The 19,883-nt window shown below is 63.2% G+C and carries 19 protein-coding genes; 11 read left to right on the plus strand and 8 right to left on the minus strand.

Features of this window, described 5'->3' with window-relative positions; genetic code table 11:
• Positions 1-98: 98 nt before the first annotated feature.
• Positions 99-1,250, plus strand: a complete 1,152-nt coding sequence (locus tag HBR94_RS19810) for a M14-type cytosolic carboxypeptidase (RefSeq protein WP_057441546.1) — start codon at positions 99-101, stop codon at positions 1,248-1,250.
• Between the two features lie 20 nt (positions 1,251-1,270).
• Here HBR94_RS19810 and HBR94_RS19815 read toward each other — a convergent pair whose 3' ends face one another.
• A complete protein-coding gene (locus HBR94_RS19815) occupies positions 1,271-1,732 on the minus strand; it encodes a helix-turn-helix domain-containing protein (protein WP_170045419.1) in 462 nt (153 codons plus the stop codon).
• 97 nt (positions 1,733-1,829) lie between these two features.
• Here HBR94_RS19815 and HBR94_RS19820 point away from each other — a divergent pair, with 97 nt between their 5' ends.
• Positions 1,830-3,095 carry an MFS transporter gene (locus tag HBR94_RS19820; protein ID WP_170045420.1) on the plus strand — a complete coding sequence of 422 codons (1,266 nt, stop codon included), beginning with the start codon at positions 1,830-1,832 and terminating at the stop codon, positions 3,093-3,095.
• Here HBR94_RS19820 and HBR94_RS19825 read toward each other — a convergent pair.
• Positions 2,993-3,529 carry a cytochrome b/b6 domain-containing protein gene (locus tag HBR94_RS19825; RefSeq protein ID WP_169990346.1) on the minus strand — a complete coding sequence of 179 codons (537 nt, stop codon included), beginning with the start codon at positions 3,527-3,529 and terminating at the stop codon, positions 2,993-2,995. The two genes, HBR94_RS19820 and HBR94_RS19825, sit on opposite strands and share 103 nt — an antisense overlap.
• Entirely contained in the window at positions 3,526-4,608 is a 1,083-nt protein-coding gene (locus HBR94_RS19830) for a catalase family peroxidase (protein WP_170045421.1), read from the minus strand. The genes HBR94_RS19825 and HBR94_RS19830 overlap by 4 nt, the downstream gene beginning before the upstream one ends.
• Before the next feature lie 152 nt (positions 4,609-4,760).
• On the opposite strand from HBR94_RS19830, the gene HBR94_RS19835 reads away from it, so the two are divergent.
• Genes HBR94_RS19835 through HBR94_RS19850 form a run of 4 tightly spaced genes read left to right on the plus strand, consistent with a single transcriptional unit; the run spans position 4,761 to position 8,463 of the window.
• Positions 4,761-5,267, plus strand: coding sequence for a sigma-70 family RNA polymerase sigma factor (locus HBR94_RS19835; protein ID WP_170045456.1), 507 nt, complete (start codon positions 4,761-4,763; stop codon positions 5,265-5,267).
• On the plus strand, positions 5,264-6,010 hold the full coding sequence (locus HBR94_RS19840) for an anti-sigma factor (RefSeq protein ID WP_115128500.1): 747 nt from the start codon (positions 5,264-5,266) through the stop codon (positions 6,008-6,010). Before HBR94_RS19835 ends, HBR94_RS19840 begins: the two co-directional genes overlap by 4 nt.
• Before the next feature lie 12 nt (positions 6,011-6,022).
• Positions 6,023-7,123, plus strand: a complete 1,101-nt coding sequence (zapE, locus tag HBR94_RS19845) for a cell division protein ZapE (RefSeq protein ID WP_170045422.1) — start codon at positions 6,023-6,025, stop codon at positions 7,121-7,123.
• 35 nt (positions 7,124-7,158) lie between these two features.
• The gene (locus HBR94_RS19850) at positions 7,159-8,463 is read left to right on the plus strand and encodes a leucine-rich repeat-containing protein kinase family protein (RefSeq protein ID WP_170045423.1); all 1,305 of its coding nucleotides are present in this window, start codon (positions 7,159-7,161) and stop codon (positions 8,461-8,463) included.
• 149 nt (positions 8,464-8,612) lie between these two features.
• Here the strand turns inward: HBR94_RS19850 and HBR94_RS19855 are convergent, their stop codons facing one another.
• Both HBR94_RS19855 and HBR94_RS19860 read right to left on the minus strand, forming a co-directional pair.
• Positions 8,613-9,320, minus strand: coding sequence for a YebC/PmpR family DNA-binding transcriptional regulator (locus HBR94_RS19855; RefSeq protein WP_057441529.1), 708 nt, complete (start codon positions 9,318-9,320; stop codon positions 8,613-8,615).
• Positions 9,321-9,438: 118 nt separating this feature from the next.
• Positions 9,439-10,764 carry an MFS transporter gene (locus tag HBR94_RS19860; RefSeq protein ID WP_057441526.1) on the minus strand — a complete coding sequence of 442 codons (1,326 nt, stop codon included), beginning with the start codon at positions 10,762-10,764 and terminating at the stop codon, positions 9,439-9,441.
• Positions 10,765-11,030: 266 nt separating this feature from the next.
• On the opposite strand from HBR94_RS19860, the gene HBR94_RS19865 reads away from it, so the two are divergent.
• Positions 11,031-11,936: a LysR substrate-binding domain-containing protein gene (locus tag HBR94_RS19865; RefSeq protein WP_170045424.1), complete on the plus strand. Its 906-nt coding sequence runs from the start codon at positions 11,031-11,033 to the stop codon at positions 11,934-11,936.
• On the opposite strand, the gene HBR94_RS19870 is transcribed toward HBR94_RS19865, so the two are convergent.
• The gene (locus HBR94_RS19870; protein WP_057960052.1) at positions 11,906-12,766 is read right to left on the minus strand and encodes a LysR substrate-binding domain-containing protein; all 861 of its coding nucleotides are present in this window, start codon (positions 12,764-12,766) and stop codon (positions 11,906-11,908) included. The two genes, HBR94_RS19865 and HBR94_RS19870, sit on opposite strands and share 31 nt — an antisense overlap.
• Before the next feature lie 112 nt (positions 12,767-12,878).
• On the opposite strand from HBR94_RS19870, the gene HBR94_RS19875 reads away from it, so the two are divergent.
• From HBR94_RS19875 to HBR94_RS19885, 3 genes are all read left to right on the plus strand, one after another.
• The gene (locus tag HBR94_RS19875; protein WP_170045425.1) at positions 12,879-13,988 is read left to right on the plus strand and encodes a 2-aminoethylphosphonate--pyruvate transaminase; all 1,110 of its coding nucleotides are present in this window, start codon (positions 12,879-12,881) and stop codon (positions 13,986-13,988) included.
• A gap of 77 nt (positions 13,989-14,065) precedes the next feature.
• Positions 14,066-14,893, plus strand: coding sequence for a phosphonoacetaldehyde hydrolase (gene phnX / locus HBR94_RS19880; protein WP_057441522.1), 828 nt, complete (start codon positions 14,066-14,068; stop codon positions 14,891-14,893).
• Positions 14,894-15,007: 114 nt separating this feature from the next.
• Positions 15,008-15,553, plus strand: a complete 546-nt coding sequence (locus tag HBR94_RS19885) for a cytochrome b (RefSeq protein ID WP_057960053.1) — start codon at positions 15,008-15,010, stop codon at positions 15,551-15,553.
• Here the strand turns inward: HBR94_RS19885 and HBR94_RS19890 are convergent.
• Both HBR94_RS19890 and HBR94_RS19895 read right to left on the minus strand, forming a co-directional pair.
• Entirely contained in the window at positions 15,550-16,440 is an 891-nt protein-coding gene (locus HBR94_RS19890; protein ID WP_170045426.1) for a 1-aminocyclopropane-1-carboxylate deaminase, read from the minus strand. The two genes, HBR94_RS19885 and HBR94_RS19890, sit on opposite strands and share 4 nt — an antisense overlap.
• A 57-nt stretch (positions 16,441-16,497) precedes the next feature.
• Positions 16,498-18,537 carry an NADPH-dependent 2,4-dienoyl-CoA reductase gene (locus HBR94_RS19895; RefSeq protein WP_170045427.1) on the minus strand — a complete coding sequence of 680 codons (2,040 nt, stop codon included), beginning with the start codon at positions 18,535-18,537 and terminating at the stop codon, positions 16,498-16,500.
• 211 nt (positions 18,538-18,748) lie between these two features.
• On the opposite strand from HBR94_RS19895, the gene HBR94_RS19900 reads away from it, so the two are divergent.
• On the plus strand, positions 18,749-19,879 hold the full coding sequence (locus HBR94_RS19900) for a carbon-nitrogen hydrolase family protein (RefSeq protein ID WP_057441515.1): 1,131 nt from the start codon (positions 18,749-18,751) through the stop codon (positions 19,877-19,879).
• The last annotated feature ends 4 nt before the right edge of the window (positions 19,880-19,883 follow it).

Genomic DNA, 19,883 nt, shown 5'->3' on the forward strand with positions numbered 1-19,883 from the left:
ATGACGCCCCCTCCCTTTTCGCAATAATTTGCGTCCAGACTTTACCCCGCGTCTGTGTAAACTGCCCGCCACAACTCTCATATTCAGGCAATCAGACTATGACCGTGGCCTTGACTTCCATCAAAATCAGCACCGACTTCGACAGTGGCAATATCCAGGTGCTCGACACCAGCGATGCCCATCAGTTACTGCTGGCGATCAAACCTGATACCCGCAGCCAGCACTTCCAATGGTTCCACTTCAAGGCCGAAGGCATGCACATTGGTCATACCCATACCTTTCGCCTGAGCAACGCCGGCCAGTCCTCCTACAAACATGCCTGGAGCGGTTACAACGCCGTGGCGTCCTACGACCACATCAATTGGTTCCGGGTGCCGACGCGCTTTGATGGCGAAACCTTGCACATCGAACTGCAGGCCGAGCAAAAACACGCCTGGCTCGCCTACTTCGAACCCTACAGTCGCGAGCGTCACGCCTGGTTGATCGAGCAGGCACTGAACCGCGCTGGTACGCAATTGCTGGCCACCGGCAAGAGTGTCGAAGGCCGTGATATTCCCCTGCTACGCCGTGGCAAGGGTGACGCCGGGCAGCGCAAAGTGTGGATCATTGCGCAGCAGCACCCGGGCGAGCATATGGCCGAGTGGTTTATGGAAGGCATCATCGAGCGCCTGCAACAGGAAGGTGATGCTGAACTGAAAAAACTCCTGGCATCCGCCGACCTGTACCTGGTGCCGAACATGAACCCGGATGGCGCGTTCCACGGTCACTTGCGCACAAACGCCATGGGCCAGGACCTCAATCGCGCCTGGCAAAGCGCAAGCCAGGAACAGAGCCCGGAAGTGCTGTTCGTCCAGCAGCAAATGGAAAAATATGGCGTCGACCTGTTCCTGGATATCCACGGCGACGAAGAAATCCCCTACGTATTCACCGCAGGGTGTGAAGGCAACCCCGGCTATACCCCGCGTATCGAGGCCCTGGAAAAACACTTTCGCAGCCACTTGAGCGAACTGACCCGCGACTTCCAGACCACCCATGGCTACACCCGCGACTTGCCGGGCCAGGCCAATATGACCTTGGCGTGCAACAGCGTGGGCGAGAAATTCGATTGCCTGTCCCTGACCCTGGAAATGCCGTTCAAGGACAACGACGATGCGCCCGATCCACGCACCGGCTGGTCCGGCAAACGCTCCCGGCAACTGGGCAAGGACGTGCTGAGCACCGTGGCGGACATGGTCAACGTCCTGCGCTGACCCTGCACCAATAAGCGTCGTTAACCCTCAGCCTCGGACTGCGCCGCCACCCGCACGCAGTCCAGCGGCCCAAGCACCCGGCCATCTGCCGCCTGCACGTGCAAAGCCTGCAGCGGCTGCCCGTGCTCACGGTCCAACAGCACCGAATGGGCCTCGCCCTCGGCGTAGAAAAACCCCTCGCCCCATTGCCGCAACCCAATGATCACGGCAAACAGCCCCCTGCCCTTTTCCGTCAACACATACTCCTGATAAGCACTGCCATCCGAGGCCGGGACAATCTCGAAAATCCCGTGGCTGACCAGGCTGCGCAAGCGTGCCGAAAGAATATTCTTGGCCATGCCCAGGCTGCGCTGAAACTCGCCAAAGCGGCGGATGCCATCGAATGCATCGCGAATGATCAACAGTGCCCAGCCATCGCCAATCGCCTCCAGCGAGCGCGCCACCGGGCATTCGGCACTTTCAAAGCGGGTGAGTTTGACCATGGATAACGCCTGCCTGACAAAAAATGTAGTTGCAATATAAAACCAGAATACCTACCGTACAACTGGTTTTATTTAACAACCACAATGAGAACTCAGCATGCCCCAATCATCGTTAAGCGGCGCCGTGGTGCTGCTGTTCGCCATTGCCTGCGGCCTGTCGGTGGCAAACGTCTATTACGCCCAACCCCTGCTGGATGCCATGGCCACGACGTTCGCCATGGACCCCGCCACCGTCGGCATCGTGATCAGCCTGACCCAGGTCGGCTATGGCCTCGGTTTATTACTGCTGGTGCCGTTGGGCGATCTGCTCAACCGTCGGCACTTGATCGTCGGCCAGTTACTGCTGTCCACCGGCGCGGTATTGCTGGTCGCCCTGTCCAACAGCAGCGTTGGGTTTCTGGCTGGCCTGTTGCTGACGGGCTTGCTCGCCGTGGTGGCCCAGGTGTTGGTGGCCTACGCCGCAAACCTGGCGCGCCCCGAGCAACGGGGGCATGTGGTGGGCCTGGTGACCAGTGGCATCGTGGTTGGCTTGCTGCTGGCGCGCACGGTGTCCGGGCTCATGGCGGACCTGGCCGGCTGGCGCTCGGTGTACCTGCTGTCGGCTGGCTTGACGTTGCTGATGGCGCTGCTGCTCTGGCGTGTCTTGCCCGCTACCGAGCAGCCCCGGGCACCAGGCGCCTATCGCCAGTTGCTCGGCTCGGTGTTCAGCCTGTTGCGCGAGGAAAAAGTGCTGCGCGACCGCGCGGTGCTGGCCTTGCTGATTTTTGCCGCGGGCACGGTGCTATGGACGCCCTTGGTATTGCCCTTGAGCGCCCCGCCGCTGTCGTTGTCCCACACCCAGATCGGCCTGTTCGGCCTTGCCGGTGCCGCCGGCGCGCTGGGAGCGGCCCATGCCGGGCGCCTGGCTGACCGAGGCTGGGCACAGTGGACCAGCGGCGCGGCCCTGGCGCTGATGCTGGTGTCTTGGCTGCCCATCGCCTTGACCCAGTCTTCGTTATGGGCACTGTTGCTTGGGGTGATTGCCTTCGACCTCGGCCTGCAAGCCGTGCATGTCACCAGCCAAAGCCTGATCTACAGCGTGCGCCCCGAAGCCCAGAGCCGCCTGGCTGCCGGCTACATGCTGTTCTATTCGGCAGGCAGCGCCCTGGGCTCGCTCGGCGCCACCCTGATGTACGCCTGGGCCGGCTGGCCCGGCGTTTGTGCCCTGGGCGCCGCCATCAACCTACTGGCCCTGGGATACTGGTGGGCAACCCTCGGGGCTCAGTCCTTGCCGAGCATGCTTTGCAAAACGCCATCCCGGCGAATCCAGCCATGGAACAACGCCGCCGCCAAATGCAGCAACACCGTGAGGAACAGCAAATAGGCGAGATACCCATGGGCCTTGCGCAGGATTGCAAACAACTGCGCGTTGGCCGGCACCCACGCCGGTAACTGCAAAGAACTGCTCAGCATCACTGGGTCACCGGCCGCCGAAATCATCGCCCATCCCAACAACGGCAGCGCCAGCATCAAGCCATACAGCAGCAGATGCGACGCCTTGGCCGCCAACACCTGCCACGCCGGCAAATCGGCAGGCAGCGGCGGCTGGCGGGTAGCAAAGCGCACCACCAGGCGCACGATCACCAACAGCAGAATCGCAATGCCCAATGGCTTGTGCAGGTGCAACAACCATGCATGGCGTTGGGACACCGAGGCCACCATGCCAGCACCGATAAACAGCATGGCAATGACCATCAGCGCCATCAGCCAGTGCAGCAGGCGCGCCAGCGGGGCGAAAAAACGTGGTTGAGTCTTCATGGCTGGGACTCCTGAGAGGCGCTGTGCAACTGGCTGACTTCGCCGGTACGGCGCAGGTAGGAACTGGCATAGGCAGCAGAACGTGCAGCCAGCAGCGGGTCATTGGAGGCTTCGATACCACTGGGCAGGATCAGCGGGTCAAAGTTGATATCGCGGCAATCACCGTCCAACTGCGGCTGACTGCGCTCGAGTACCAGCGTGCCGGCATCCAGCACCGTGTGCGCCCCAGACCAGGCCTTGCTCGCGTCATCCACCGGGTCCGTGGGGTTGGCCAGGGTGATCTGCAACTGCCAGCGCAGGGGGCCGGCCGCCAATCGTTGCTCCAGGTCGGCCTGGAGGAAATCCGCCCCTGGCGGCGCAGCGGCTGCGCTGACGTCCTGGCTCAGCGGCACCAGCCCCCAGCGCACGGCCTGGCGCTGCCCGTCGGCATTCACCAGGTAAAACGCATTGATGCCGTTGTAACGCTCGGTGGCATAGCTGGCTGATGGCCTGGCCGTCTTGACCCAGGCCAGGAACGGCGCCGTCTCCGGATGGCTGGCAAAAAACGCCGGCATACTGGCCGGGTTGGGCTTGCTGGTCGCCGGGTCCGGAGTCCCCGCCTTGAGCATCTGGTAGAACGCCTCGGGCGTGCCCACCGGGAACACTGGCATGCTGTTCATCCCGCTGCGCCATTGCTGGCCGTTGGCCTGGTTGAACTGCACGGCCAGGCTGCGGATCGGCACGCTGCTGTCCGGGGCATAGGGGTTGCCGCTGGGCAAGGCAAAACGGCCGATCACCGGGGTGCGGGCCTCGCTGAATACCTGCGCACGGGAATAGGCACGCGCCGCAGGACTGCTCTCGAAATAGCCCGCCACGCATACACCCTTGGAATGGTTGCGCCGGTAGCCGGGGTGCACGCCGTTATTGGTTTCCAGGGCATTGACCAGGCTCTGGGGGCGCAACCGCTGCGGGTCGAGTGTACCGTTGACGTAGGCAAACGCCCCGGCGGCGGCGCCGACGACCACGCCGATAGCGGCCAGGCGCAGCATCAGGCTGGCGCGCCCCAGCGGCGGGCGTAAGGGGGATGGTTGATCTGGCATGCAGTGCTCCAGGGCCAGCGGCCACAGGTGAGAGAGAAGCAGGACGAGCGTCGACACGCTCTATTCCCACCCGCACTGTTTATTTTTCAATCCCTGGAATAACCTCCAAGGCCGGACGTCTTCCTGGTCCAAGCACAGTGACCAAGATTGCCATGCACAAACTCGACGACTCATTGCGTGAACTCCTCCCCAGGCTACGGCGCTTTGCCGTATCCCTGACACGCAACCCCAGCAGCGCCGACGACCTGGTGCAGGCCACGCTTGAGCGCGCCATCGTCAGTTGGCGCAACAAGCGCGTCGACGGCGATTTGCGCGCCTGGCTGTTCTCGATCCTCTACCGGCAGTTCCTCGACGCGCACCGGCGTTCGCGGCGTTATGCGCGGATGCTGGAGTTCTTCACCGGCCGTGATGACGCGCAACCGTCAGTCGAACGTACGGTGATCGCCCAATCGACCCTGCAAGCCTTCGACCAGTTGAGCAGCGAGCAACGCGCCCTGCTGCTGTGGGTTTCGGTGGAAGGCTTGAGCTACAAGGAAGTCGCCCATATCCTCGACGTGCCCATCGGCACCGTGATGTCACGCCTGTCCCGCGCCCGCCAGGCCTTGCGCCAGCTCAGCGACGGCGACATCACCCGCCCTTCCCTGCGGATACTCAAATGATCAGCCTGCCCCCCAACGAACGCGACCTGCACGCGTACGTCGATCACCAGCTCAGCGAGCCGGATCGCCGCCAACTGCAGATCTGGCTCGCCGCCCACCCCGAGGTCGCGGCCCAGGTCCACGCCTGGCAACAGGATGCCCAGCACCTGCGCACGGCCATCGGTGCGCCGCCAGCGGCCAACCCCGAGTTGGATCCGGCGCAGATTCGCCAGCGTCTCAAGCACCAGTCGCGCCGCCAGCTGGCCACTGCCGCCATGCTGGTGCTCGCCGTCGGCCTGGGCGGCCTGGGTGGCTGGCAAGCGCGGCAGGCGACCCTGGTCGCCAGCGCACTGCCGATGACCGACGCCATGCAGGCGTACCGCCTGTTTGCCCAGAACCCAATCATGCCCGCCGATTACCAGGTGCAGGGCAATGGCGATATGCAAGCCTGGCTCGACCGTTACTTCGCCCAGGCCCATCGCCTGCCAGACCTCAGCCAGGCCGGCTTCAGCCCGGTCAGCGCACGGCTGCTCAGCACCGATCAGGGCGCGGCAGCGATGGTGCTTTACGAGAACCCGCAGGGCCGGCGCATCAGTTTTTATATTCGCCCGCCCGGCCCGCAAAACACCCTGCTGCCACGGGGCAGCCGCAGTGCCGACGGACTGCAGGCCGAATACTGGTCCAGCCCCGGCTACAACTATGCGATGGTCAGCCCGGAGGACGAGCCGACCACCCCATTGCTCAAGCAGACCACCCGGTTCTAGGACGCCAACGCCATGCCTTTTCGAGAGAGCCAGCCCCTGCTCAAACGCCTGCTGGGCAAAAAAACCGCCCACGACAGCGCGCCAGCCATTCAGCGCTTCTTCGCGGACAAGGCTCGGCAACAGGGCTACACCCTCAGCCCCAGCCAGGTGCAGGTTATCGACGCTATGGCGCGGCAGGCCGCACACCTGCTGGCCCAGCGCCCGACCCGCAGCCTGTACCTGCACGGCGCTGTCGGCCGGGGCAAAAGCTGGCTGCTGGACGGGTTTTTCCAGGCCCTGCCCCTGCCTGACAAGCAGCGGGTACATTTCCACGACTTTTTCGCCCGCCTGCACCGCGGCATGTTTGCCCACCGCCAGCAGGCCGATGCCCTGGGCGCCACCCTGGATCAATTGCTCGACGGCTGCCGGGTGCTGTGTTTCGACGAGTTCCATGTGCATGACATCGGCGACGCGATGTTGATCACCCGCCTGTTCAAGGCCCTGTTCCAACGGAGCATCCTGCTGCTGGTCACCTCCAATTACCCGCCCCAGGGCTTGCTGCCCAACCCGCTGTACCATCAGCGCTTCAAGCCGGTGATTGACTTGATCAGCGCGCGCATGGACGTCATGGAAGTCAGCGCGCCTCAGGACTACCGGGGCCTGGCGCAGAACCACCAGCTGCAGCGCTTCACCCATGGCCAGTACGTGTGGCCGGGCACCCCGGCCCAGCGCCGTGAGCTGGGGCTGCCCGCCACCGATGGCCCGCCCCTGGCGCTGGCGGTCGGCTCGCGGCAACTGCAGGTGCGCTGGCACCAGGCGCGCAGCCTGGCCTTGACCTTCAACGACCTGTGCGAACAGCCCACCGCCGTGATGGATTACCTGCTGCTGTGCGAGGATTTCGACCACTGGATCATCGACGACCTGCCGCTGCTCGGCGATTGCCCGATTGCCGTGCAACAGCGCTTTATCAACCTGATCGACGTGCTGTACGACCAGGACAAGCACCTGACCCTGCTGGGCCAACAGCCACTGGACCACGCCCTGCAAGGCCAGGCGATTGACCTGGCGCGCACCCGCAGCCGCCTGGGGCAGTTGCAACAAGTCAGCCCGCTGGCGCTCAAGTCGCTATCATGAGCGCCTTTGACCTTGTCGAGTGACCTAAGCTGTTCATGGATACCCTTGCCCAACTCAAGGCTGGCCAACTGGCTGGCATCAAGCGCCTGGACCTGTCCTGCGGCCTGACGCAGTTCCCCCGGGAAATCTTCGACCTGGCCGACTCCCTGGAAATCCTCAACCTGAGCGGCAACGCCCTGCGCAGCCTGCCCGACGACCTGCACCGGCTGCCCCACCTGCGCGTGCTGTTTTGCTCGGACAACGCCTTCACCGAACTGCCGGCGTGCCTGGGGCAATGCCAGCAATTGAGCATGGTCGGCTTCAAGGCCAACCAGATCGAGCAGGTGTCGGCTGCTGCACTGCCGCCGCAATTGCGTTGGTTGATCCTCACCGATAACCGTCTCAGCCACTTGCCGGATGAACTCGGCGAACGGCCGCTGCTGCAAAAACTCATGCTGGCCGGTAATCGCCTGGAGCAACTGCCGGCGAGCCTGGCCCAGTGCCATAACCTCGAACTGCTGCGCATCGCCGCCAACCGCCTGACGCAATTGCCGCAATGGCTGCTGACGCTGCCGCGCCTGACCTGGCTGGCCTATGCCGGCAACCCGGTGGAAAGCGCGGTCGAACTGGCAATTGACGACAACACAGCGAATATTCCCTGGGCCGAACTGGAGCTGGCCGAGGTGCTCGGCGAAGGTGCCTCGGGGGTGATTCGCAAGGCACTGCGCAAACCGTCGAACGAGGCGGTCGCGGTCAAGCTCTATAAGGGCACCATCACCAGCGACGGTTCACCGCTGCATGAAATGCAGGCCTGCATTGCCGCCGGGCTGCACCCCAACCTGATCAAGGTGCAAGGCCGGGTAATCGGCCACCCCGATGACCAGGCCGCGCTGGTGATGGACCTGATCGACCCGAGCTACCGCAACCTCGCCGGCCTACCCAGCCTGGCGTCCTGCACACGGGACATCTACGACCCCGCCAGCCGTTTCAGCGTGGCTGTGGCGTTGCGCATGGCGCGCGGCATCGCCTCCGTGGCCGCACACCTGCACCGGCATGGCATCACCCATGGCGACCTGTATGGCCACAATATCCTGTGGAATGCCGGGGGTGATTGTTTGCTGGGGGACTTTGGCGCGGCGTCATTCCATGCCACGGCCGACACCTTGGAAACCAGGGCGTTGCAGCGCATTGAAGTGCGGGCGTTCGGGGTGTTGCTGGAGGAGTTGCTGGAGCGCATTGACGCAGGTTTGAGCGATGACCAGCACCAAGTGCTGGAGGCGCTGCGGGAGCGCTGCTGCCAGCCGCAGGTGCTGGCGCGTCCGGCGTTCGAAGAGATCGAGGCACTACTGTCCTCACTCTGAAACGCCCTGCAAATGCGGAAGCGGGCTTATGTGGGAGCGGGCTTGCCCGCGATAGCAGTGGGTCAGCCAGCTGATGTGCCATCTGATACACCGCAATCGCGGGCAAGCCCGCTCACACACAAGCCCGTGCCCATAATTCCAGGCCGGGTTTAGCCCGCCAGGCCGACGAACATGTCCTGCACGTCGTCATGGTTGTCCAGGCCTTCCAGGAAGGCTTCGACTTCAGCCATCTGCTCGTCGCTCAGGCCGCTGACCGGGTTTTTCGCGAGGTAGCCCAACTTCGCCGACAACACGGTAAAACCCTGCTCCGGCAACGCCTTCTGCACCGCGTCCAGGTCGGTGGTCTCGGTGATGAACAGGGTCGTGCCCTCTTCTTCACCTTCCTCAAAGTCCTGGGCACCGGCTTCGATGGCGGCCATTTCCGGGTCGGCATCGGGGGTGTCCGGCGAGGCCTCGATCAGCCCTACATGGTTGAAGTCCCAGGCCACCGAGCCCGAAGCCCCGAGTTGCCCCTTGCGGAAAGCTACGCGGATTTCCGCCACGGTGCGGTTGATGTTGTCGGTCACGCATTCAACGATCAACGGCACCTGGTGCGGGGCGAACCCTTCATAAGTCACGCGATGGTACTGCACGGTCTCGCCGAGCAAGCCCGCGCCTTTCTTGATTGCGCGCTCCAGGGTTTCCTTGGGCATCGAGGCCTTTTTGGCCTGCTCGACCACCAGACGCAGGTGGGCGTTGGTCGCGGTGTCCGCACCGTTACGGGCGGCAATGGTGATTTCCTTCACCAGCTTGCCGAAAATCTTGCCCTTGGCATTGGATGCCGCTTCTTTATGTTTAACCTTCCACTGTGCGCCCATGACTCACTCTCTTGATATCCGTGGCGCCGAGACGTCTACTGGCCGGCGCTTTGGCCGCAGAGTTTATAGGGCAAGAACCCATCGTTCCACCAAAAAACCGGCCAGCGTTGCAGGTACCTCAGGTGCGCAGGGGTTTGATTGCCACAGTGCGATCCGGCACAAAGTCGCCCACTTGCGCCAATACCGCAGGCCGGGCGTTCCAATAAGGCATCAGCACCAGCGAGGAAAACAGGGCAGCGCCGGCGAACACGATAAACACCGTCACCGTGTCGAAGTAGCCCGGCAGCAGGCCACCGAGGATCGCGCCCACCGAGCCGCAACCATTGACGAAGCCCGCCGCCGTTGCGCCGGCCTTGGCGGTACCGAAGTCAATGGCCGCCGTGCTGCTGATCATCGAGTCCGGCCCGTACAGGGTCAGACCCATGACAAACAGCAAAGCCATCACCAACATCACACTGCCGGTATGCAACGCCCCCATAAACAGCGCCAGGGACACGGTCAGCGCCAACAAACTGAGAACACAGGCCGGCATGCGCCGGGCGCCGAACAGTTTGTCGGACGCCAGGCCAATCATGATCGGCCCCAACAACCCCGCCAGCTCGAACGCCGTGGGCACAATGGCCGCGCCGACCTTGCCCACCGAGGGCATCTGCTCATAGACAATCACCGGGCCCCACAACAGGATCGCGTAACGCGCCGGTTTCAACAGGAAGTACGCCAGGCCCAGGGTCAGCACCGTGCGGTTGCGCAAGATCTCGCGCAACGGCTCAAGGATGCTGATTTTTTTCGCCGCCGCCTGCTCTTCGGCGCTCATTGCCGGCTCGGGCTCCACTTCTGGCAGGCCAACGTCCTGTGGCGTGTTGCGCTGGAAAATAAAGAACAGCACCGCCACCACCGCCACCACCGCGGCACTGGAGATAAATGCCGCGTGCCAGCTGCCAATCAGGGTGTAGGCCCACCAGCCGGCAAAGGGCGAGGCCACCAGCCCGCCAAACGCGTAACACGAGCTCCATAAGCCCAGCACCCGCCCGCGCTGTTGCGCCGGGAAGAAACTACCAAGGTTCTTGCACAGCCCCGACCAGCCGGTGGATTGCGCCAACCCCTGGATCAACATGCACGTGACAAAGATCGGCAAGGTGGCAAACGTGCCCATGACCAGCGCGGCAGCCGCTGAAATCACCAGCCCGCCCAACACCACCACCCGTGGGCCGAAACGGTCGGCGAGCATGCCCCAGGTGAACTGGCCGACGGCATAGGCCGCCAGGTACAGGCCATCCAGGTTGGCCATCATCATCTTGTCCAGCGGGAAACTCGGGTCGTCAACGATCCCTAACTTGGCCACGGAAAATGCTTTGCGGGTGAAATAGAAAGCGGCATATGCCAGCCAGGTGATGGCGAAAATCTGCACGCGCCAACGCTTGATGCTACCCATAGGGATATTCATGGTGGTTCTGACCTCAGGTGTGAGTGTGCCGGCAGAATCGAGAAGCAATTGCCTGTGTTTTTATTGTTTTGCACTGCAGTACCGGGTGGCAGAGCACCGGGTACTGGTCAGATGAGTCCTGCAAGGTTGCACGCAAGGGCTCATGATCGCCGAAGTTGTAGGACTCAACCTACGGCGACTGAGGGCTATCAAAGCAATGGCTGACTAATAGGTAAAATCGATTTATCGTATTTCAAATATAAGCTCAGCTTGTAAGAGGTCGCGCCATGTCGGTTTCCCACGCCCAACTCAAAGCCTTCCATGCCGTGGCTGTCCATGGCAGTTTCACGTTGGCGGCCGAACGGTTGTTCCTCACCCAGCCGGCCATTTCAGACCAAGTGCGCAAGCTTGAAGAGCGTTTTGGCGTGCTGCTGTTCCATCGCAACAAACGCTCGGTGCGCCTGACCGACCTCGGCGAGCGCCTGCTGAGTATCACCCAGCGCCTGTTTGTCATCGCCGCCGAAGCCCAGGAGCTGCTGCAAGACTCCAAGGCCCTGCAAACCGGCAGCCTGACCCTGGCGGTGGACGCCCCGGTGCATGTGCTGCCGCAAATCGCCCGGTTTTGCGAACGTTATCCGGGAATCACCGTGAAAATCGAGACCGGCAACACCGATGATGCGCTGTACCGCCTGTACAACTATCAGGCCGACCTGGCGTTGGTGGGGCGTGACGTCGACGATGAGCGCCTGCTTTCGATCCCCTTGCGTGATGACCCGATGCTGGCGTTCGTCGCCCGCAACCACCCGTGGGCCGGGCGCGAGTCCATCGAGCTGGCGGATCTGGACGACACCCCCCTGGTCCTGCGGGAAACCGGCTCGGTGACCCGTCAGACCCTGGAGCGCGAGATGCACCAGGCCGGGCTGCGCATCCGCCCGGCGATCCAGGTGGAAGGCCGCGAAGCCGCGCGCGAGGCCGTGGTAGTGGGGATTGGCGTGGACGTGGTGTCGGCGTCGGAGTTCGGCGCCGATTCACGGGTGTATGCCATGCCCATCCGCGACTGCACCCAGCGCATGAAGGAAACACTGGTGTGCCTCAAGGAACAGAGTTCGCGGCGGGTAGTGGCGACCTTTCTGGAGATTGTCCGCGAAAGCCTGCGCGAAGATCAGCCCGAAGCCAACTCGAAGAACGCCTGAATCAAGCGCAATTCCCGGCGCCGCTCCATGCAGCCGAGCATATGTTGGTTCAGCAGCCCGTCGCCACGGATGGGAATCGCATGCACCCGCGGATCGCGGCTGACTTCCACCGACGACACCACGCCCACCCCCAACTCGGCAGCCACCGCTTCCGTCACCGCTTCGCGGCTGTCCAGTTCCAGCAACACCCTGGGCTGCACGCTGGCCTTGGCACAGGCGTCGTCGAAGGTGCGGCGGGTAATGGAACTGGGCTCGCGCAGTACCATGATCACCTGGTCCAACTGCTCCAGACGGATACCCGCCGGGTCCGCCAGCCACGGATGGCCAGCCGGTACCAAGGCGCAGATACGGGATTCGCTCAAGGGTTGCAGGTGCACGCCCTTGCGCGGCTCGACTTCGGTCAACACGGCCACATCCGCATGCTCGGACAGCAGCGCCGCCAGGGTTTCCTGGGCATTGCCCAGGCGCAGGTTGACGGTAATCCCCGGGTAACGGGCACGCAGCTTGGCCAGCATCGGCATGACCATATGCGGGCCATCCGCCGCCACTTCCAGGCGCCCGGTGAGTAATTGGCGGTTGGCTTCGAGCAGGGTCTGCGCTTCATCCACCAGGCCGAAGATACTGCGGGTAATGGCCGCCAGCTTGATGCCCTCCTCCGTCAACTCGACGCGCCGCGCGGTACGCCGCAGCAGGGTGATCTGGTAGTGCTCTTCCAGCGCCTTGATATGCCCGGTCACGGCTGGCTGGCTGATAAACAGGCGTGCGGCGGCACGGGTAAAACTGCCGTCCCGGGCCACGGCGTCAAATGCACGGAGTTGGAAAAGATTCATAGCTATCGGCCTCACTGATGGCTGGCATAACAACAAACAATTTGATTGATGACAAGCCAAACTGCAATTTATGTCCCGTAGCTTCATCCCACTGCTTTGCGAGGACATGAGAATGAGTACTGCCGCGCCGATCCTGCTCACACCTGGGCCCCTGACCACCTCCGCCCGCACCCGCCAGGCGATGATGGTTGACTGGGGTTCGTGGGATGACCGCTTCAACCAACTGACCGCCAGCCTCTGCGAGCAACTGCTGGCGATCATCAACGGTGGCGACAGCCATCACTGCGTGCCCTTGCAGGGCAGCGGCACGTTCGCCGTCGAAGCTGCCATCGGCACCCTGGTACCCCGCGATGGCAAGGTACTGGTGCTGATCAACGGCGCGTACGGCAAGCGCCTGGCGAAGATCTGCGAAGTGCTGGGCCGCCCGTTCAGCACCTTCGAAACCGCCGAAGACCAGCCCACCACAGCCGCCGATGTCGACCGGCTGTTGCAGGCTGACAGCAGCATCACCCATATCGCGCTGATCCACTGCGAAACCAGCACCGGCATCCTCAACCCACTGCCGGAAATCGCCCAGGTCATCCAGCACCACGGCAAGCACCTGATCATCGACGCCATGAGCTCCTTTGGCGCGCTGCCCATCGACGCCGCCCAGGTGCCGTTCGATGCACTGATCGCCGCCTCCGGCAAATGCCTGGAAGGCGTGCCAGGCATGGGTTTTGTGTTTGCGAAAAAAGAGGCCCTGGCCGCGGCCCAGGGCAACAGCCACTCCCTGGCCATGGATTTGTTCGACCAGCACGCCTACATGGCCAAGACCGGGCAATGGCGCTTTACCCCGCCGACCCATGTGGTGGCCGCCCTGCATGAAGCGCTGCTGCAATACAACGAAGAAGGCGGCTTGCCGGCGCGCCATCAGCGCTATGCAGCCAACTGCCAGACGCTGCTGGATGGCATGGCCGACCTGGGCCTGCGCAGCTTCCTGCCGAGCGCGATCCAGGCGCCGATCATCGTCACCTTCCATGCGCCGAACGATCCGCGCTACCAGTTCAAAGACTTCTACGAGCGGGTCAAGGCCAAGGGTTTCATTCTGTATCCGGGCAAATTGACCCAGGTGGAGACCTTCCGCGTCGGCTGCATCGGCCATGTCAACCAGGCCGAGATGCAAGCGGCGGTGGCGGCGATTGCCCAGGCGCTGCAAGAGATGGAAGTACTCGAAATCTGATTCCCTCGGCGATGGGGCCTTCACGGCCGCCATCGCCGGCAAGCCGACTCCTACCCCTTACTGACAGGATTTAAACCATGAACTATCAGAACCCCAACACCCTGCAGGCCGCCATCCTTGACTGGGCCGGCACCGTGGTCGACTTCGGCTCCTTCGCGCCTACGCAGATTTTTGTCGAAGCGTTTGCCGAGTTCGACGTGCAGGTCTCCATCGAAGAAGCCCGTGGCCCGATGGGCATGGGCAAGTGGGACCACATCCGCACCCTGTGCGATCAGCCGCAAGTCGCCGAGCGCTATCGCAAGGCCTTCGGCCGCACGCCGACCGACGATGACGTGACCGCCATCTACGAGCGCTTCATGCCGTTGCAGATCGAGAAGATCGCCGAACACTCGGCGCTGATTCCCGGCGCCCTGGAGACCATTGCCGCGCTGCGTGCGCAAGGGATCAAGATCGGCTCCTGCTCCGGCTACCCCAAACAAGTGATGGACAAAGTGGTCGAGTTGGCCGCCACCAACGGCTACATCGCCGACCACGTCGTGGCCACCGACGAAGTACCCAATGGCCGCCCATGGCCGGCCCAGGCCCTGGCCAACGTGATCGCCCTGGGCATCGATGACGTGGCGGCCTGCGTGAAGATCGACGACACCGTGCCGGGCATCCTCGAAGGCCGCCGCGCCGGGATGTGGACCGTGGCGCTGACCTGCTCAGGCAACGCCCTGGGCCTGACCTACGAGCAGTTCCGCGCCCTGGACCCGGCGACCCTGGCTAGTGAACGCCAGCGCATCGAAACGCTGTTTGCCGGCTCGCGCCCGCACTACCTGATCGACACCATCACCGACCTGCCCGGCGTGATCGCCGACATCAATCAGCGCCTGGCCCGTGGTGAAATGCCGCAAAGCGCCTGATCGACGTCAATACATCGCCCCTCACTCGGGCAAACCTTGCATAACAGGTTTAGGCTAAAGGGACTTCGTCGCCAAAGAACGGAGGTTTGCCCCTGATGAGTGAGGAAATACGCGATGCCGTGGAAAAACAGCGAGTCACGTTACAGTACGATGTCCATCGCCTTGCACTGGCTGATGCTAGTGCTGCTGGTGCTGGTCTACACCACCATTGAGTTTCGCGGGATTTTCCCCAAGGGTAGCGGCGGCCGCACCCTGATCAAGGAAATGCACTTCATGTTCGGCCTGACCGTATTCGTACTGGTCTGGCTGCGCCTGTTTGCCCGCAGCCTTGGCGTGGCGCCGAAGATTTTACCCGCGCCGCCGCAATGGCAAGCCCTGCTGGCGACGCTGATGCATGTGGCGCTGTATGTGTTCATGATCGGCATGCCGATCTTTGGCTGGCTGATCGTCAGTGCCGAAGGGCATTCGGTGTGGTTCTACGGGATCGAGTTGCCACCGCTGATTGGTGAGAACAAGGACCTGGCCAAGCAGATCGAAGGCTGGCATGTGTTGGGCGGCACCCTCGGTTACTGGCTGATCGGCCTGCATGCCGCGGCGGGTCTGTACCACCACTACTTCATGCGGGATAACACCGTGTTGCGCATGTTGCCCAAGCGTTAATCCACAAAACCCCGACGGCCTTGCAGGCCACCGGTGTGCACAAAAATCAGGCGAGTGCCGGGGGCAAAGCGCCCGGCCTCGATCTGTTGTTTGAGCGCCAGCAGCGCCTTGCCGGTGTAAAGCGGTTCCAACAGCAGGCCGCTGGCCCGCTCGGTGGCCTGGATAAACTCAAGCAATAACGGATCGACCTTTGCAAAGCCGCCACGGCTGGCATCCAGCAACTCATACCCGCCCGGCACAATAGCCTGCACGTTCTGCGCAACGCCGTGGTCATCCGGCACCGCCAGGGCCCCGTACACAAGATGGGCACCCGCCTCCGCCAGCACCAGGCCCGCCAGGGTGGTACCGGTACCGGCTGCCAGCCACCAGCCGTGGTAATCGGCCCAGCCCAGGGTGTGCAACTGCCTGCGCACCTGCTCGACCAACACGCCACAGCCCAACGCCCCTGTCATTGCGCCGCCGCCTTCGGGCACGGGATGCAAATCCGGGTATTGCTCGCGCCAAGGCAACCAGAAGTCCGGCCCATGGCGCGCGCGGTAACCGCCATAGCCCAGCCAGTGCAGTTGCATGCCGAAAGCTTGCAGGTCGAGGACGGTCGGGGTGTCTTGTGGGTGCCCACGCAGCAGGCCGACGGTGGCAAAACCGAAGCGTTTGCCGGCCGCCGCCAGGGCATGCAGATGATTGGAGTAGGCGCCACCCAGGCTGATGACGCCGCTGGCCCCCGCCTGTTGCGCCTCGGCCAGGTGCCCGGTGAGTTTGAACCACTTGTTGCCGCTGATCAGCGGGTCGATGCGGTCCAGGCGCAACACGGCCACCTCGACCCCGTTCAGCCACTCCAGCTGCAAAGGTTCAAGGGGCGCATGGGGAAGCCAGTCGAAAGGACCCATCAGTGCATGTCTGCATAAAAAAAGGGGCGGTAGTCTAACACCGCCCCTCGTGTCGCCTTACAGCTCGGCGGCGAGGCGCGAGCCCTGGTTGATGGCGCGCTTGGCGTCCAACTCGGCAGCCACGTCCGCCCCCCCGATCAGGTGCACGTTCTGGCCAGCGGCGACCAGGCCGTCCTGCAACTCGCGCAACGGGTCTTGGCCGGCGCAGATGACGATATTGTCCACCGCCAGCACCTGGGGCTCGCCCTCGGCGCCGATCCGGATATGCAGGCCGGCGTCGTCGATCTTCAGGTACTCGACGCTATTGAGCATCTGCACTTTTTTGTTCTTCAGGCCGGTACGGTGGATCCAGCCGGTGGTCTTGCCCAGGCCGTCGCCAACCTTGGAAGCCTTGCGCTGCAGCAAGTACACCTCACGCGCCGGGGCATGGGGCTGGGCCTTGATCCCGGCCACGCCACCGCGCGCCTGCAGGAGGGTGTCGATGCCCCACTCCTTCCAGAACGCTTCGCGGTCCAGGCTGGTGGACACGCCCTGGTGCACAAGGAACTCCGACACGTCAAAGCCGATACCACCGGCGCCGATCACCGCAACGCGCTTGCCCACCGGTTTGCGCTGCAGAAGCACGTCCAGGTAGCTGAGCACCTTGGGGTTTTCCACGCCAGGAATCGCCGGGGTACGCGGCGCGATACCGGTGGCGAGAATGATCTCGTCATAACCGCCGGCCACCAGTTGCGCTACATCGACCCGGGTGTTGAGGCACAGTTCGACATGGGTGGTCTGCAGCTTGCGCTTGAAGTAACGCAGGGTTTCAAAAAATTCTTCCTTGCCCGGCACACGCTTGGCCACGTTGAACTGGCCACCGATCTCGCTGGCCGAATCGAACAGGGTCACCTGATGGCCGCGCTCCGCCGCCACGGTGGCAGCAGCCAGGCCGGCTGGGCCGGCGCCGACCACGGCGATTTTCTTGATCAGCTTGACCGGCAGGTAATTGAGCTCGGTCTCGTAGCAGGCGCGCGGGTTGACCAGGCAGGTGGTCAATTTGCCACCGAAGGTGTGGTCCAGGCAGGCCTGGTTGCAGCCGATGCAGGTATTGATCTCGTCGGCCCGGCCAGCGGCGGCCTTGTTGACGAACTCCGGGTCGGCGAGGAACGGCCGCGCCATGGACACCATGTCCGCATCGCCCTCGGCGAGGATCTGCTCGGCCACTTCCGGGGTGTTGATACGGTTGGTGGTGATCAACGGGATCTGCACCGCGCCACGCAGCTTGGCCGTGACTTTACTGAACGCGCCGCGCGGCACCTTGGTGGCGATGGTCGGGATGCGTGCTTCATGCCAGCCGATACCGGTATTGATAATCGTCGCGCCCGCCTGCTCGATGGCCTTGGCCAACTGCACGATTTCTTCCCAGGTGCTGCCGCCTTCCACCAGGTCGAGCATCGACAGGCGGAAGATGATGATGAAATTCGGCCCGACGGCTTCGCGCACCCGGCGCACGATTTCCACCGGCAAACGCATACGGTTTTCGTAGGCGCCACCCCAGCGATCGGTGCGATGGTTGGTGTGGGCGGCGAGGAATTGGTTAATGAAATAACCTTCGGAACCCATGATTTCGACGCCGTCGTACTCGGCGACCTGGGCCAGCAGAGAGCAGGTGACAAAGTCGCTGATCTGCTTCTCGATGCCTTCCTCGTCCAGCTCCTTGGGCTTGAACGGGTTGATCGGCGCCTGGATCGCACTCGGCGCAACCTGCTTGGGGCTGTAGGCATAACGCCCGGCGTGAAGGATCTGCATGCAGATCTTGCCGCCCGCCTCGTGGACGGCCTGGGTGACGATCTTGTGCTTCAGCGCTTCGGCTTCAGTGGTCAGCTTGGCTGCCCCGGAGTACACCCCGCCTTCATCGTTCGGGCCGATACCGCCGGTGACCATCAGGCCGACGCCGCCTCGGGCACGCTCGGCGAAATACGCGGCCATGCGCTCGAAGCCGCCGGGCTTTTCTTCAAGGCCGGTGTGCATCGACCCCATCAGGGTACGGTTGCGCAAGGTGGTAAAACCCAGGTCCAACGGGGCTAGCAGGTGCGGGTAGGCAGCAGCGGTCATGGTACAGCTCCACAACGGATCATCACGGGACGTGGCAGGCTCGAATGGCCGGCCATCGGTTTATGTCCCACAGACTAAGAGCCCCGCCCTTAGCGCTCAATGACTGAAACTGACAACTTATTGATCCAAATGTGCAGCGCCCCTTGGCAAGCGGGACGACGGGCCCTACCCTAGGGGCGAACCCTGCACACGGCTTGTTGTCTGTTCCCCCATGCGTAAATTACTTGCTTTGACCCTGACCATGGCCCTGGTCGCCGCCGTTTCCGCCTATCTGGTCTGGACCCAGGAGCGCCCCGTGGGGCATTACCTGTCGGACCTGCGGATCAACCTGGCGGTGAACGAGGGCACTCCCGCCGATCACGGCAACCTGCTGGGCATCCAGCCGGAGCTGTTCCCCGCCGACTACCAGAGCCTGGAACGCCTGCACCTGAAGCTTTCGGCCTATCTGCGCAATGCCCGGGACATGGGCCTGATCAACGACAAAACCATCGTGGTCCTGCCGGAGCACGTCGGCACCTGGTTGATGGTCAGCGGCGAAAAAAACCAGCTGTATCAGGCCACCAGCCTGAAAGAGGCGATGAACTGGTTGTCGGCAAGCAATCCGTTGCTGTTCCTGCGCGCACTGATCAGTGCCCAGGGCGATAACCGCCTGGACGATGCCTACCTGCGCATGAAGGCGCCGGCCATGGCACGTGATTACCAGGTGCTGTTTGGCGGTCTGGCCAAAGAGTTCGGAGTGACCCTGGTGGCCGGCTCCATCGCCCTGCCCAACCCGAGCGTCAGCCAGGGCCAATTGCAGGTCGGTCATGGCGCGCTGTACAACACCAGCCTGGTGTTCGACCGCGATGGCTTGCCGTTGGGCCAACCCCAGCGCCAGCTCTACCCGATCTTCGATGAGCGCGGCTTTATCGCCCCGGGCGACGAAAACGCGATCAGTGTGATCGACACTCCGGCCGGGCGCCTGGGTATCCTGATCGGCAGCGACAGCTGGTACCCCGACAACTACCGCAAGCTCAACGAACAAGGCGCGCAATTGGTGGCCGTGCCGGCACTGGTGATTGGCCGCGACACCTGGGACAAGCCATGGCGCGGCTTCAAGAGCGTGTCCACGCCCCCGGAAGTCAGCCTCAAGCCCGAAGAGCTCAGTGAAGGCGAAGCCTGGCATCGTCTGAGCCTGATCAGCCAGCCTCCCATCAGCCTCGCGGGTGCGGGCATGAGCGTATTCATGCGCGGGCAATTCTGGGACCAGGGCACCAGCGGCCAGAGCTTTCTCAGTGCCCAGGGCCAAGTCTTCGCCGACAGCAACGCGCGTGGTGCGCGCCTGCTGAACGTGTGGCTGTAAGCCC

Origin of the sequence: Pseudomonas sp. WS 5412 (genome assembly GCF_012985615.1) — a bacterium.
Classification (GTDB): Bacteria; Pseudomonadota; Gammaproteobacteria; order Pseudomonadales; family Pseudomonadaceae; genus Aquipseudomonas; species Aquipseudomonas shahriarae.